General features: G+C 59.6%; 11 protein-coding genes. All 11 read left to right on the top strand.

Annotated features, from left to right (window positions below):
* Positions 1 to 167 precede the first annotated feature (167 nt).
* The 11 genes from rnhB (at position 168) to truD (ending at position 14032) form a co-directional block, all read left to right on the top strand.
* On the top strand, positions 168 to 758 hold the full coding sequence (gene rnhB, locus U5K34_RS14260; RefSeq protein WP_322569069.1) for a ribonuclease HII: 591 nt from the start codon (positions 168 to 170) through the stop codon (positions 756 to 758).
* Positions 759 to 968: 210 nt separating this feature from the next.
* Positions 969 to 1538, top strand: coding sequence for an HNH endonuclease (locus U5K34_RS14255; protein WP_322569068.1), 570 nt, complete (start codon positions 969 to 971; stop codon positions 1536 to 1538).
* A 262-nt stretch (positions 1539 to 1800) separates the two neighbouring features.
* Positions 1801 to 5262, top strand: a complete 3462-nt coding sequence (gene dnaE / locus U5K34_RS14250; protein WP_322569067.1) for a DNA polymerase III subunit alpha — start codon at positions 1801 to 1803, stop codon at positions 5260 to 5262.
* A 361-nt stretch (positions 5263 to 5623) separates the two neighbouring features.
* On the top strand, positions 5624 to 6580 hold the full coding sequence (gene accA, locus U5K34_RS14245; RefSeq protein WP_322569066.1) for an acetyl-CoA carboxylase carboxyl transferase subunit alpha: 957 nt from the start codon (positions 5624 to 5626) through the stop codon (positions 6578 to 6580).
* Positions 6581 to 6600: 20 nt separating this feature from the next.
* Positions 6601 to 7938, top strand: a complete 1338-nt coding sequence (tilS, locus tag U5K34_RS14240; RefSeq protein WP_322569065.1) for a tRNA lysidine(34) synthetase TilS — start codon at positions 6601 to 6603, stop codon at positions 7936 to 7938.
* 113 nt (positions 7939 to 8051) lie between these two features.
* On the top strand, positions 8052 to 9701 hold the full coding sequence (locus U5K34_RS14235; protein WP_322569064.1) for a CTP synthase: 1650 nt from the start codon (positions 8052 to 8054) through the stop codon (positions 9699 to 9701).
* 115 nt (positions 9702 to 9816) lie between these two features.
* Positions 9817 to 11109 carry a phosphopyruvate hydratase gene (eno, locus tag U5K34_RS14230; RefSeq protein WP_322569063.1) on the top strand — a complete coding sequence of 431 codons (1293 nt, stop codon included), beginning with the start codon at positions 9817 to 9819 and terminating at the stop codon, positions 11107 to 11109.
* Positions 11110 to 11145: 36 nt separating this feature from the next.
* Positions 11146 to 11448, top strand: a complete 303-nt coding sequence (gene ftsB, locus U5K34_RS14225) for a cell division protein FtsB (protein ID WP_322569062.1) — start codon at positions 11146 to 11148, stop codon at positions 11446 to 11448.
* Positions 11449 to 11668: 220 nt separating this feature from the next.
* Positions 11669 to 12397, top strand: coding sequence for a 2-C-methyl-D-erythritol 4-phosphate cytidylyltransferase (gene ispD, locus U5K34_RS14220; RefSeq protein WP_322569061.1), 729 nt, complete (start codon positions 11669 to 11671; stop codon positions 12395 to 12397).
* Positions 12397 to 12873 (top strand): 2-C-methyl-D-erythritol 2,4-cyclodiphosphate synthase, encoded by a 477-nt coding sequence (gene ispF / locus U5K34_RS14215; protein ID WP_322569060.1) that lies wholly within the window; start codon positions 12397 to 12399, stop codon positions 12871 to 12873. Before ispD ends, ispF begins: the two co-directional genes overlap by 1 nt.
* A 130-nt stretch (positions 12874 to 13003) precedes the next feature.
* Positions 13004 to 14032, top strand: a complete 1029-nt coding sequence (gene truD / locus U5K34_RS14210; RefSeq protein ID WP_322569059.1) for a tRNA pseudouridine(13) synthase TruD — start codon at positions 13004 to 13006, stop codon at positions 14030 to 14032.
* Positions 14033 to 14080: the final 48 nt, after the last annotated feature.

Here is a 14080-nt window from a genome sequence, read left to right as displayed (position 1 = left end):
AACTCTGTTGCGGTTGGCAGGTCAGCGGTTCGCGGTAAAATGGCGCACCAGACCAGGGCCGGGCGGCTGCGAGCCGGAAATAATTTCGATAATATTCGCATTTTTAGCCTGCAAATTCAATTAGATAAGACGCCATTTGCGCGCCGGAACAAAGGAAAAATCGGCCCTTGAACACAGATTGGACATTGACGCTGCAACAGGAGCGACTGGCCGGGTTGGATGAAGTGGGTCGCGGTCCGTTGGCCGGCCCTGTGGTGGCGGCGGCGGTCATCCTGGATCCGGCCAATCCCATAGCAGGGCTGCTGGATTCCAAGCGGCTGAGCGAGTCGCGCCGTGAACAACTGGCGGCGCAAATCCGGGAACAGGCCCTGGCCTGGGCCGTGGGCCGGGCGGAGGTGGCGGAAATCGACCGGCTCAATATCCTCCAGGCCAGCTTGCTGGCCATGCAGCGTGCCGCCGCCGCGCTCGACCCCGCGCCGCTGGAGGCGCTGGTGGACGGGAATCGCTGCCCCGAACTGGCCTGCCCGGCCCGGGCGGTAGTGAAGGGCGACGACTGCGTACCGGCCATCATGGCCGCCTCGATCCTGGCCAAGGTGAGCCGGGATCAGGAAATGGTGGCCCTGGCCGAAACCTATCCCGGCTATGGGCTGGAAAACCATAAGGGCTACCCGACCAAAGCCCATATTGCCGCCTTGCAGAATCTCGGCATTACCGAAATCCATCGGCGCAGCTTTGGGCCGGTGCGCAAGCTACTATAGATAAAGTTGGCAGTTGGCAGCCGGCAGTCGCATGAGAAAGTTGGCAGATAGCAGTCGCAGTTGGCAGATCACCTGAATCCTGATCGCCAGCCCCTGGCCCCTAGCAACTAGTATCTGGCAGCCTGAACATTTGTTTTCCTGCCGAAAAACGGGTATAAAATTAAAGTCAGTCGAAAACGTATAAAAGTGGGTCCGGGACAGGAGAATGGGATGTCGTCGTTACCTTTGATTCTTCGATTGGATATTAATGGCCAGCCGGTGAACTGGGTTCCCTGGCAGGAAGCGGCCTGTCTCTATTCCCGCGGGCGGGTGGCCTGGACGGCGGGCGAGCACAAGTTTCCCCTGCATGGCGGCCACAGCCGGTCGACCGGCGAGCAGAGCCTGCTGGAAATCAATTCGATCATCGCCGTCCACGGCGAGAACAAGGCGCTCAAACATTACATCACGCCACCGTTGAGTAACCGAGAACTGTTCCGGCGGGATCGTCACACCTGCCTCTATTGCGGGCATGAGTTTCGCGATCCCCTGTTGACCCGGGATCACGTCAAACCCCTGTCCCGGGGCGGTCGCGATCACTGGCGCAATGTGGTCACCGCCTGCAAGCGCTGCAATGCCCGCAAGGGCAGCCGTTTGCCCGAACAGGCCAACATGCCGTTGCTGGCCATCCCGTATGTGCCCAATCTGGCCGAATACCTGGTGTTGCGTAATCGCCGCATTCTGGCCGATCAGATGGAATTTCTGCGTGTCCAGTTCAAACAGATGGGCAAGGACTGGATGTAGCACGCACTTCCTCGAAGTGATCATGCTTAACCACCGATGATACGGAAGACACCGGATCCAGCCCTTTCAATACCCAATCAATGATCTTCGGTAAATTCGGTGTGTTCAGTGTTTTCGGGGTTTCAGTGGCTACTCTGCACGCCTGCCGATGGCCCCCGTCCAGCCCGGTTTGACAGGGGGCTGTCGCCGAGCTGCGACAAAACAGGCTCCTGGGCGGTGTCAAGTCTTGCACTCCTGACGGATTGATCTGACACTTTGCGCCATGGAGTCTTTCGTCCACCTTCACCTGCATACCGAATTCTCACTGGTCGATGGCCTGGTGCGCATCAAGCCGCTGGTCAGGGCTGCGGCCGAGGCGGGCATGCCGGCGGTGGCAATGACCGATCAGTGTAACCTGTTCGGCATGGTCAAGTTCTACAAGGCCGCGATCGCCGCCGGGATCAAGCCGATCATCGGCGTGGATGCCTGGCTGCATAACGAGGAAGATCCCAATCTGCCCAGCCGACTGGTACTGCTCTGCCAGGACAACACCGGTTATCGCAACCTGACCCGGCTGGTCACCCGCAGTTATCAAGAAGGCCAGCATCGTGGCCAGCCGACCCTGAGCCGTGACTGGCTGGAAGGCGCCACCGAGGGATTGATCGCCCTGTCCGGCGGCCGGGAAGGGGATGTGGGCCAGGCGTTGCTCAACGGCAACCCGGCGCTGGCGGCGCAACGGCTGACGCAATGGCAACGCCTGTTTCCGGAGCGCTACTACCTGGAGTTGCAACGCACCGGCCGCGAGGGCGAGGAAGATTATCTGCACGCCGCGGTGGAACTGGCCGCCGCGCACGAACTTCCGGTGGTGGCGACCAACGATGTGCATTTTATTCGCGCCGAGGACTTCGACGCGCACGAGGCGCGAGTCTGTATCCACGAAGGTCGCACCCTGGATGATCCGCGCCGGCCCAGGCGTTTCAGCGAACAACAGTACCTGCGTACGCCACAGGAGATGGCGGAACTGTTTGACGACCTGCCCGAAGCCCTGGCCAACAGTGTCGAGATCGCCAAACGTTGCAATGTCGAACTGACGCTGGACAAGAATTATCTGCCCGATTTTCCGGTCCCCGCCGGCATGACCATCGACGAGTTCCTGCGCGAGGAGTCGCGCAAGGGACTGGAAGCGCGGCTTAACAAGTTTTTCGATACCAGCGCGCCGGACTATGAAACCATCCGCCGTGAATATTACGACCGCCTGGATATGGAACTGGATGTCATCATCTCCATGGGTTTCCCCGGCTACTTTCTGATCGTGGCCGACTTCATTCGCTGGGCCAAGGAGAACGGGGTTCCGGTGGGGCCGGGGCGTGGTTCGGGGGCCGGTTCGCTGGTGGCCTATGCCCTGACCATCACCGATCTGGATCCGATCAAATACGATCTGCTGTTCGAACGTTTTTTGAATCCCGAACGGGTTTCCATGCCGGACTTCGATGTGGACTTCTGCATGGAAGGACGCGATCGGGTCATCGATTACGTGGCCGATCATTACGGGCGAGAAAAAGTCTCCCAGATCATTACCTACGGCACCATGGCGGCCAAGGCGGTGGTGCGCGATGTGGGCCGCGTCCTGGGCCATCCCTACGGTTTTGTGGATCGTATCGCCAAGCTGATCCCGTTCGAAGTGGGCATGACGCTGGACAAGGCACTGGAACAGGAAGAACAGCTGCAGGAGCTGTACGATCAGGACGAGGAGATTCGCGGTCTGATCGATCTGGCGAAAAAACTCGAAGGCTGTGCCCGTAATGCCGGTAAACACGCCGGCGGGGTGGTCATCGCGCCCTCGCAACTGACCGACTTTACACCATTATATTGCGAGCAGGGCTCCGGCAGCATCGTCACCCAGTTCGACAAGGATGATGTGGAAGCGGTGGGGCTGGTCAAGTTCGACTTTCTTGGTCTGCGTACCCTGACAATCATCGACTGGGCGGTGCGTGCCATCAATCAGAACAAGGCCGCGAAAGGCGAGGCGCCGGTCGATATCATCTCCATCCCGCTGGATGATGCAAAAACCTTCGAGCTGTTAAAAGCCAACCAGACCACCGCCGTATTCCAGCTCGAATCGCGCGGCATGAAGGATTTGATCAAGCGTCTGCAACCGGACAGCTTCGAGGAGATCATCGCCCTGGTCGCATTGTTTCGTCCCGGCCCGCTGCAGTCGGGCATGGTGGATGACTTTATCAACGTCAAGCACGGGCGCAAGCAACCCGAATATCCGCATCCGGATATTGTCGCCATACTTGAGCCGACCTACGGCGTTATCCTGTATCAGGAACAGGTTATGCAGATCGCCCAGGTGCTGGCCGGTTATACCCTGGGCGGCGCGGATTTGTTGCGCCGGGCCATGGGCAAGAAAAAACCCGAGGAAATGGCCAAGCAGCGCGACATCTTTACCAAAGGCGCGCTGGAGCGGGGTGTCGAGGAGAAGACCGCCACCTATATTTTCGATTTGATGGAGAAGTTCGCCGGCTACGGCTTTAACAAATCCCACTCGGCCGCCTATGCCCTGGTCTCTTACCAGACCGCCTGGCTCAAGGCCCATTATCCGGCACCGTTCATGGCGGCGGTACTGTCGGCGGATATGGACAACACCGACAAGGTGGTCACCTTGATCGATGAGTGCAGCGACATGCAATTGACCGTGTTGCCGCCGGATATCAATCAATGCGAATACCGTTTTACCGCCCAGGATGACCAGACCGTGGTCTATGGTCTGGGCGCGATTAAAGGCGTCGGAGGCGCGGCCATCGACAGCATGATCGAGGAGCGTAATGCCAACGGGCCGTTCGCCGATCTGTTTGACTTCACCCGCCGTATCGATACCCGCAAGGTCAATCGTCGCACGCTCGAGGCGTTGATCATGGCCGGCGCGCTGGATGTGTTCGGCGAAAATCGCGCCACACTGATGGCCTCCCTGCCGGCGGCGCTCAAGGTGGCCGAGCAACACAGCCGCGATCAGGCGGTCGGCATGCAGGATCTGTTTGGCATGGGCGCGGCGGTCGAGGCGGACAGCAGTCCGGTGGCCTATCATCGCCAGCCGCAATGGAGCGAGGACGAACGGCTGGCGGCGGAAAAACAGACCCTGGGACTCTATCTGACCGGGCATCCCATCGAACGGTATCTGGAGGAGTTAAGCGGTTTTGTTTCCGCGCGCATTGTCGATCTCAAACCGACCCGCGATCAGACCGTGGTGGTGGCGGGATTGATCGTCGCCATGCGCACCATGAATACCCGGCGCGGCGATCGCATGGCCTTTATTACGATTGACGATCGCAGCGCCCGCATCGAACTGGCGGTGTTCAGCGAACCGTTCCAGCAGTACCGGGATTTGCTGGCCAAGGACAAACTGATCGTGGTCGAAGGCGAGGTGAGCATCGACGAATACAGCGGCGGTTACAAGATGAGCGCGCGCAGCATCTACGATATCAACCAGGCGCGCGAACACTTCGCCCGCAAACTGCTGATCAGCGTCGATCACAACAAGGCCGGCAACGGCTTTGTCGGCGAGCTGGAACAGACCCTGACGCCGTTTCGCGAAGGCTTCTGCCCCGTGATCATCGACTACCAGCGCGACGACGCCCGCGCCCAGATCGCCCTGGGCGAAACCTGGCGCGTCCACCCCACCGACGAACTGCTGCACCGCCTGCGCGACAGCCTCGGCGACGAGCACGTCAAAGTGATTTACTAGACAGTCCTCTGGGAATAACGCGGAGGACGCAAAGACGCAAAGGGCGCAAAGAAAATATTTCTTATGTCTCTCGCGCAATGGGTGTTATGACTCAAATGATTTTTTTATAAAGACGAACCAGATTTAATCTGGTTATGTGCCCGGAGACGGAACAGGACTATTTCAAGGATATGCCTCAGGGTATGCTTCAAGCCGAAATAAAATACTTTGCGTACTCTGCGTCTTTGCGTCCTTTGCGTTATTTCCAGCCACCTCGCTAATTGGCAAATCCGGAACCTGGTCGTGGTTCGGGTGTATACAGGCGGCTGGATTCGCTATACTATTCAGGCAATTAGCGCCAATCTGACCCGATAAGACCATTATGAATCTGAATTTTCTCGATTTCGAACAGCCCATCGCCGAACTGGAAGCCAAGATCGAGGAGCTGCGCTATGTCGGCTCCGATAACGAGATCAATATCGGCGAGGAGATCCAGCGCCTGCAGAACAAGAGCCGGGATCTGACCGAGTCCATTTTCGCCAATCTCAAGGCCGCCCAGGTGGCGCAGCTGGCGCGCCATCCCCAGCGGCCCTATTTCCTGGACTATGTCGAACAGATTTTCACCGATTTCGAGGAGCTGCACGGCGACCGCGCCTTTGCCGATGACAATGCCATTGTCGGCGGTGTGGCCCGGCTGGACGGGCGCCCCCTGATGCTGATCGGACAGCAGAAGGGCCGCGATACCAAGGAGAAGCTGCGGCGTAATTTCGGCATGCCGCGCCCGGAGGGCTATCGCAAGGCGCTGCGCCTGATGCACATGGCCGAACGCTTCAAACTGCCGGTGCTGACCTTTATCGACACCCCTGGCGCCTATCCCGGCGTGGGCGCCGAGGAGCGCGGCCAGAGCGAGGCCATCGCCCGCAACCTGTTCGAGATGTCGGCGCTCAAGACTCCGATCATCACTACGGTGATCGGCGAGGGCGGCTCCGGCGGGGCGCTGGCCATCGGTGTCGGCGATCGGCTGATGATGCTCCAGTACAGCACCTATTCGGTCATTTCCCCCGAAGGCTGTGCTTCGATTCTCTGGAAAAGTGCCGACAAGGCGGCCGAGGCGGCCGAGGCCATGGGCCTGACCGCCCACCGGCTCAAGGAGCTGGGGCTGATCGACCACATTATCAGCGAGCCGCTGGGCGGCGCCCATCGGGATTTCGAAATGATGGCCACCAACCTGCGCCAGGGCCTGCTGGAAAGCCTGGACATGGTCGATGCCACGCCACTGGACAAGCTGCTGGAGCAGCGTTACACCAAGCTCATTCGTTACGGGAATTACGCGGAGTAATTCCCGACCCCTCTGTTGCCATGAATTCACTTGCGGCGCATTTGCTCGACCAGCTGGCGCAAATGCCGGCCGCCTCCCGCTATCGTGTCGCCTACAGCGGCGGTTGCGACTCCCATGTCCTGTTGCAGGCCCTGGCCGGGCTGCGTGAACAACTGGCCGCGCCGCTTGAGGCCATCCATATCAACCACCGGCTTTCGGACCAGGCCGATGCCTGGGCCGAACATTGCCGCCGGATCTGCGCGGACCTGTCGGTGCCCCTGACGGAAGTGACCGTGCATGCCCATCCCGGGCTTGGCGAGAGCCCCGAGGCGGCGGCCCGCGAGGCCCGCTACAACGCCTGGCGGGAGCTGCTGCAGGCCGGCGAGGGATTGCTGCTGGCCCAGCATCAGGACGATCAGGCCGAGACCCTGCTGTTGCAGCTGCTGCGTGGCAGCGGGCCCAAGGGGCTGGCGGCGATGCCGCCGGTGGCCGAGTTTGCCGCCGGCTGGCTGGGGCGGCCGCTGCTGGGCCAGAGCCGGGCGGCGCTGCGCCGTTACGCCCGGGAGTCAGATCTGGACTGGATCGAGGATCCCTCCAATTTCGATACCGACCTGGATCGCAATTACCTGCGCCACGAACTGCTGCCGGTCTTGCAGGCCCGCTGGCCGTCGGCCGCCCTGACGCTGAGCCGGGCCGCCCGTCACCAGGGGGAAGCGGGTCAGCTGCTGGATGATCTGGCGGCGCAGGATTACGCGCCGTGCCAGGGCGAGCGCGCCGACTGCCTGCGCCTGGCCCCGCTGCAGGCACTGAGCCCGGCCCGCCAGCGCAACCTGTTGCGTTACTGGCTGGCCAGCGTGCTGCAACTGCAGCTGCCGGACAGCAAGCATCTGAACCGGATTCTGGATGAAGTGCTGTATGCCGCCCCGGATGCCCAGCCCCGGGTTGCCTGGACCGGGGTGGAAGTGCGTCGCTACGCCGGCCAGTTGTATGCCCTGTCGACACGTCCGGCGCCGATCAGCACCGGGTGGCAACCCTGGAATCCACTCAGTCAACCACGACTGGAGCTGGCCGGGCAGATTCTGCAGGCCGAGCCGAGTGTCGGGCAGGGACTCTCCCGCCGGCAGATCGAAGCACACGGCCTGCAGGTCGGTTTTCGCCAGGGCGGTGAATGGTGTCGGCCGGCCGGGCGCGGCCATCGGCATGAGTTGAAAAAGCTGTTGCAGGAATGGCGGGTACCCCCCTGGCAACGGGCCGATATTCCGTTGATCCGGATCGCCGGTGAGATTGCCCAGGTCGTGGATTACTGCGTTTGTGAGCCGTTTGTTGCCGGCGCGGATGAGCCGGGTTTACTCATCACAAAACGGGATGCAGGAATTTAGCGCGTTGTAAAGATTGAATCGATCGCGGAAAACGACGACAATAACAACCCAGCAATCATACAGGTTACCGCATGCCGGTAACACCGTTTCACCCCCAATACGTTGCTGGATTCATGACCAAATATATCTTTATTACCGGTGGTGTCGTTTCCTCGTTGGGAAAGGGCATCGCCTCCGCATCGCTTGCCGCGATTCTCGAAGCGCGTGGCCTGAAGGTCACGCTGCTCAAGCTGGATCCCTATATCAACGTCGATCCGGGCACCATGAGCCCGTTCCAGCACGGCGAAGTGTATGTAACCGAGGACGGCGCGGAAACCGATCTGGACCTGGGCCATTACGAGCGCTTCGTTCGCACCACCATGACCCAGAAGAACAACTTCACCACCGGGCGCATCTACGCCAATGTCATCAGTAAGGAACGTCGCGGCGATTACCTGGGCGGTACCGTGCAGGTGATCCCGCACATCACCGATGAAATCAAACGCTCGATTATCGAGGGGGCCGACGAGGCCGACGTGGCCATGGTGGAAATCGGCGGGACGGTCGGTGACATCGAATCGCTGCCGTTTCTCGAAGCGATTCGCCAGATGGCGGTGGAAATGGGGCACGATAATGTCCTGTTCATGCACCTGACCCTGTTGCCCTATATCCCGACCGCCGGCGAGCTGAAGACCAAGCCCACCCAGCACTCGGTCAAGGAGCTGCGCTCCATCGGTATTCAGCCCGATATCCTGATGTGCCGTTCCGATCGGCCCATTCCCGAGGACGAGCGGCGCAAGATCGCACTGTTCACCAATGTCGAACAGCGCGCGGTCATCACCGCGCTGGACGTGGACAGTATTTACAAGATTCCGCTGCTGCTCAGCGAGCAGGGGCTGGATCAGATCGTGGTCGACAAGCTGGGGCTGGCTGTGCCGCCGGCGGATCTCTCCGAATGGCAGCAGGTCGCCGAGGCGCTCGCGCATCCCGAAGGCGAGGTGACCATTGCCATGGTCGGCAAGTACGTCGAGCTGACCGAATCCTATAAATCCCTCTCGGAGGCCCTGATCCACGCCGGCCTGCATACCCGCAGCCGGGTCAAAATTCACTATGTGGATTCCGAGGAGATCGAACGCAGCGGTGCCGCGTGCCTGAGTGGCATGGATGCGATCCTGGTGCCCGGCGGCTTTGGCGAGCGGGGCGTGGAAGGCAAGATCGCCGCCGTTCAGTATGCGCGCGAGCAACGGATCCCCTACCTGGGGATCTGTCTGGGCATGCAGGTGGCGGTCATCGAGTTCGCCCGTCACGTGGCCGGGCTGGAGAAAGCGCACAGCACCGAATTCGAACCCGACACGCCGGATCCGGTTATCGCCCTGATTACCGAGTGGCGAACCGCCGACGGCAAGGTGGAAGTGCGCGATCACGATTCCGAACTGGGCGGGACCATGCGTCTAGGGGCCCAGCAGTGTCGCCTGGAAGAGGGATCCCGGGCGCGCGAGATCTACGGTCGCGAAATTATCCACGAACGCCATCGCCACCGTTACGAGTTCAATAACAACTATCGCGATACCCTGAGCCAGGCCGGCCTCAAGCTGGTCGGCACCTCGCTGGACGGCAGCCTGGTCGAAGTGGTGGAGCTGGAGGATCATCCCTGGTTCATCGCCTGCCAGTTCCATCCGGAGTTCACTTCCACGCCCCGCGACGGACATCCCCTGTTCAGCGCCTTCATTCGCGCGGCCCGGGCTGTGCGCGAGCCGGCCACGCAGGAGGCGCTGGGCGCATGAACTGACACTGGCCGGCGACCCGCGCCGGCCGGGAGCCGGTCGGCCACAACAGGCCGGCCGCGAACAAAGCATTCAACCTGTTTTTGCAAGCTAACGAACTGGAGTAACACGATTAATGAGTCGAGGAACTGAGATCGTCAACATTGTCGCGCGTGAGATTATCGATTCACGCGGTAATCCGACCGTCGAAGCCGACGTGATTCTGCAGTGCGGTGCCAAAGGCCGCGCCGCCGTTCCCTCCGGCGCCTCCACCGGCGCTCGCGAAGCCATCGAGCTGCGCGACGGGGATAAAAAACGCTTTGGCGGCAAGGGTGTGAGCAAGGCGGTGGCTAACGTCAACGGTCCCATTCGCAAGGCGCTGCTCGGTCAGGACGCGGCCGGTCAGCAACAGATCGATGACATCATGCTCAAACTGGATGGCACCAATAACAAGAGTAAGCTCGGTGCCAATGCCCTGCTGGCCGTCTCCATGGCCACCGCCCATGCCGCGGCCAGCGCGCAGGGTGTCCCGCTGTATCAATATCTGTATACCGGCGAGGCCTATCGCATGCCGGTGCCGATGATGAACATTATCAACGGCGGGGCGCATGCCGATAACAGCGTCGATCTGCAGGAGTTCATGATCATGCCGGTGGGGGCGCCGAGTGTGAACGAGGCGATCCGTTACGGCGCCGAAGTATTCCATGCCCTGAAGAAGGTACTGCATGACAAGGGGCTGAATACGGCCGTCGGCGATGAAGGCGGCTTTGCGCCGGATCTCGCCTCCAATGAATCGGCTATCGAAGTCATTCTCGAAGCGATCGACCAGGCCGGTTTTAAAGCCGGCAAGGATATCTTTATCGCCATCGACGCCGCCAGCAGTGAATTCTATAAAGATGGCAAGTATGTGCTGGCCTCGGAAAACAAGAGCCTGACAGCCGCCGAGTTCATCGATGTACTGGAGCAGTGGTGTGACAAGTATCCGATCATCAGCATCGAGGACGGCATGGCCGAAGATGACTGGGATGGCTGGCAACAACTGACCGACCGCCTGGGCAAGAAAGTTCAGCTGGTGGGCGACGATCTGTTTGTCACCAATACCGAGATTTTCAAGCAGGGCATCGACAGGCAAATTGCCAATTCGATCCTGATCAAGGTCAACCAGATCGGCACCCTGAGCGAAACCCTGGCGGCTATCGAGATGGCCAAAAAAGCCGGTTATACCGCGGTCATCTCGCATCGCTCCGGCGAGACCGAGGACACCACCATCGCCGATCTCGCCGTGGCGACCGGTGCCGGCCAGATCAAGACCGGCTCTATGTCTCGCTCGGACCGGGTGGCCAAGTACAACCAGTTGATTCGCATCGCCGAAGGACTGGGGGACGAGGCCAGCTATCCCGGTCAGGCTGCGTTCTATAATTTACGCTAGACTGGGAGGCAAACTCCACGGAGATAGCCGCACGGCATGCGCATACTGGTCGCCATACTGCTGATATTATTTGTACTACTGCAATATGATTTGTGGGTCGGGGACGGCAGCCTGGCGACCGTATGGCATCTCAAGCAGGAAATCAAAAAGCAAAAAGCGGAAAATCAGCAACTGCGCGAACGCAACCGGGCACTGGAAGCCGAAGTCCAGGATCTCAAGCAAGGCCTTGAAGCCCTGGAAGAGCGCGCCCGCGATGAGCTGGGGATGATCAAGGAAGGCGAAACCTTCATTCAGGTCATCGAAGACGAAGAGCAGCAGACAGATGACAGTTTGCAGTAGGCAGTCGTCGGAGGCAGGCCGGATCAAGAAGAGAAGTAGGCAGATGGCAGTTTGCAGTCGGCAGTCGGCGGAGGTAGGCCGGATCAAGAAGAGAAGTAGGCAGATGGCAGTTTGCAGTAGGCAGTCGTCGGAGGTAGGCCGGATCAAGTGAAGCGGATCCGGCACCGCCATTGACACAGACAATCATCCAGACTGGATTGAATAACAACATCGCATCCCAATGACCTCGTCCCTCGACACTCGTCCCTCGTCCCTGAACTTCTGGGCTGTGATTCCCGCCGCCGGGATCGGCAAGCGCATGGGCAGCGAAATTCCCAAGCAGTATCTGGAACTCAATGGTCGGGCGATCATTCTGCATACCCTCGATCGGTTACTGGCACATCCTTCGGTCAGTGGGGCGGTGGTCGCCCTGTCACATCACGATGGCTGGTGGGAGCACCTGGATAAAGGCTATGACAAACCAGTGCAACGGGTTGAAGGCGGGGTGGAGCGGTGTCATTCGGTCTTGAACGCCCTGCACGAACTTTCCCGGCACGCTGACGATGAAGACTGGGTGTTGGTGCACGACGCGGCACGTCCCTGTCTGACGCAGGCCGATCTCGATAATCTGATGAGCTCCCTGTCAGAGGACGAAGTGGGCGGACTGCTGGCCGTGCCGGTGCGCGATACCATGAAACGCGCCGAACCGGATGGGCGCGTGATCGATACGGTGGAGCGGGAACATCTCTGGCATGCCCTGACGCCGCAGATGTTTCGTCTGGGACAACTGCGCCATGCCCTGGAGCAGGCGCTGGAAGCCGAACAACGGGTCACGGATGAGGCCTCGGCAATGGAGTATGCGGGCTATCAGCCGTTGCTGGTGGAAGGCAGCGCCAGCAATATCAAGATCACCCGCGCCGAGGATCTGGCGCTGGCTGAATTCTATCTGCAACAGCAGGAGGCCCTTTAATGCGTATAGGACAGGGATTTGATGCCCACCGATTCAAACCGGGCGGCAGGCTGGTACTCGGCGGCGTGGATATCCCTTACGAGCAGGGCATGGTGGCGCACTCCGATGGCGACGTCGCCATCCATGCCCTGTGCGATGCGCTGCTCGGCGCGCTGGCGCTGGGCGATATCGGGCAGCACTTTCCCGATAGCGACGCGGAATTTAAAGGCATCGACAGCCGCATCCTGTTGCGCCGGGTCAGGGATCTGATGAGCGAAAGCGGTTATACACTCAACAATGCCGATCTGACCCTCATCGCCCAGCAACCGAAACTGGCGCCGTATATTCAGGCCATGCGCGAAATCCTCGCCGCTGATCTGCAGACCGACATCGGCAATGTCAGCATCAAGGCCACCACCACCGAGAAAATGGGCTTCACCGGCCGCGGCGAAGGTATCGCCGCCATGGCGGTCGTGCTCCTTGTAAAAAGAGAATAACGCAGAGGCGCGAAGATATAATTATGAATGTTGAATGTTAAATTCTGAATTGTGAGCATAGGGTCTTGATTCAACATTCAAAACTCAAAATTCAAAATTACTCTCCCTCCTCTGCGGTAAAACTTACTTTATGAATTTACATTGGTCCAGTCTTGCCCACGCCTTCGGTCAGCCGACGGTGAAAGGTGTGTTGCGTCAACAGATCGATGATTTTGTGGTCGAGGAGCAGCTCGGCTTTGAGCCGGGTGGCGAGGGCCAGCATGTCTGGTTGTGGATCGAAAAGCGGGATCGCAATACGCAGGACATTGCGCTGGAGCTGGCGCGACATGCCGCTATCAAACCCAATGCGGTCGGATTCTCCGGGATGAAGGATCGCCGCGCGATTACCCGCCAGTGGTTCAGCCTCGATCTGGCCGGCAAGGAGGAGCCCGACTGGCGCCAACTCAATGATGAGAACCTGACGATTCTGCAGGCCACCCGTCACAGCAAAAAACTGCGCCGGGGTGTACATAAAGCCAATCATTTTGTCATTGTTCTGCGCGATATCCAGGGAGACCCCGGCGCACTGCATGAACGACTGGTTCAGATCGGGGGGACCGGTGTCCCGAACTATTTCGGTGAGCAGCGGTTCGGTCGCGATGAAGCTAATCTTACACAGGCGACGCAGATGTTTGCCGGGCAACGGGTCAATAATCGCAACAAGCGCAGTATCTACCTTTCGGCGGCGCGCTCGTTTTTGTTCAATCAACTGCTCTCGCAACGGGTGAGTGATCAGAGCTGGAACCGCCCGCAGGCGGGCGAGGTCATGCAGCTGGCGGGAAGTCATAGTATCTTTGTTCCCGATAGCATCGACGAGACGATTCAACAGCGAACCGAAACAATGGACATTCATCCCACCGGGCCACTGTGGGGTCGCGGTGAACTCAAAAGCGGCGGGGCGGTCAGAACACTGGAACAACAGCTGGCCGACGACTATCCCGACTATTGCACCGGGCTTGAACAGGCCGGGTTGAAACAGGAGCGGCGCAGTCTGCGTCTGGTTGTTCGTGACCTGGACTGGGTATTGGAAGGGCAGGTGTTGACGCTGAGGTTTTCGCTGGAAACCGGTGCCTATGCCACCGTCGTTATCCGCGAATGTGTTAATGTGAGTGAAACATGAAATTATCCGCCAATGAACACGAATAAACGCAAATTAGATCATTAATTA

It is taken from the genome of Thiohalophilus sp. (assembly GCF_034521165.1).
Lineage (GTDB): Bacteria > Pseudomonadota > Gammaproteobacteria > UBA6429 > Thiohalophilaceae > Thiohalophilus.
Note: the sequence above shows the minus strand (reverse complement) of the source record. Positions and strands in the feature narration are given on the sequence as shown.

Excerpts from the sequence above, each read along its gene's own strand:
- tilS (WP_322569065.1), top strand. The coding sequence starts at position 6,601 with ATGAATTCACTTGCGGCGCATTTGCTCGACCAGCTGGCGCAAATGCCG.
- U5K34_RS14235 (WP_322569064.1), top strand. The coding sequence starts at position 8,052 with ATGACCAAATATATCTTTATTACCGGTGGTGTCGTTTCCTCGTTGGGA.
- ispF (WP_322569060.1), top strand. The coding sequence starts at position 12,397 with ATGCGTATAGGACAGGGATTTGATGCCCACCGATTCAAACCGGGCGGC.
- accA (WP_322569066.1), top strand. The coding sequence starts at position 5,624 with ATGAATCTGAATTTTCTCGATTTCGAACAGCCCATCGCCGAACTGGAA.
- dnaE (WP_322569067.1), top strand. The coding sequence starts at position 1,801 with ATGGAGTCTTTCGTCCACCTTCACCTGCATACCGAATTCTCACTGGTC.
- ftsB (WP_322569062.1), top strand. The coding sequence starts at position 11,146 with ATGCGCATACTGGTCGCCATACTGCTGATATTATTTGTACTACTGCAA.
- eno (WP_322569063.1), top strand. The coding sequence starts at position 9,817 with ATGAGTCGAGGAACTGAGATCGTCAACATTGTCGCGCGTGAGATTATC.
- ispD (WP_322569061.1), top strand. The coding sequence starts at position 11,669 with ATGACCTCGTCCCTCGACACTCGTCCCTCGTCCCTGAACTTCTGGGCT.
- U5K34_RS14255 (WP_322569068.1), top strand. The coding sequence starts at position 969 with ATGTCGTCGTTACCTTTGATTCTTCGATTGGATATTAATGGCCAGCCG.
- truD (WP_322569059.1), top strand. The coding sequence starts at position 13,004 with ATGAATTTACATTGGTCCAGTCTTGCCCACGCCTTCGGTCAGCCGACG.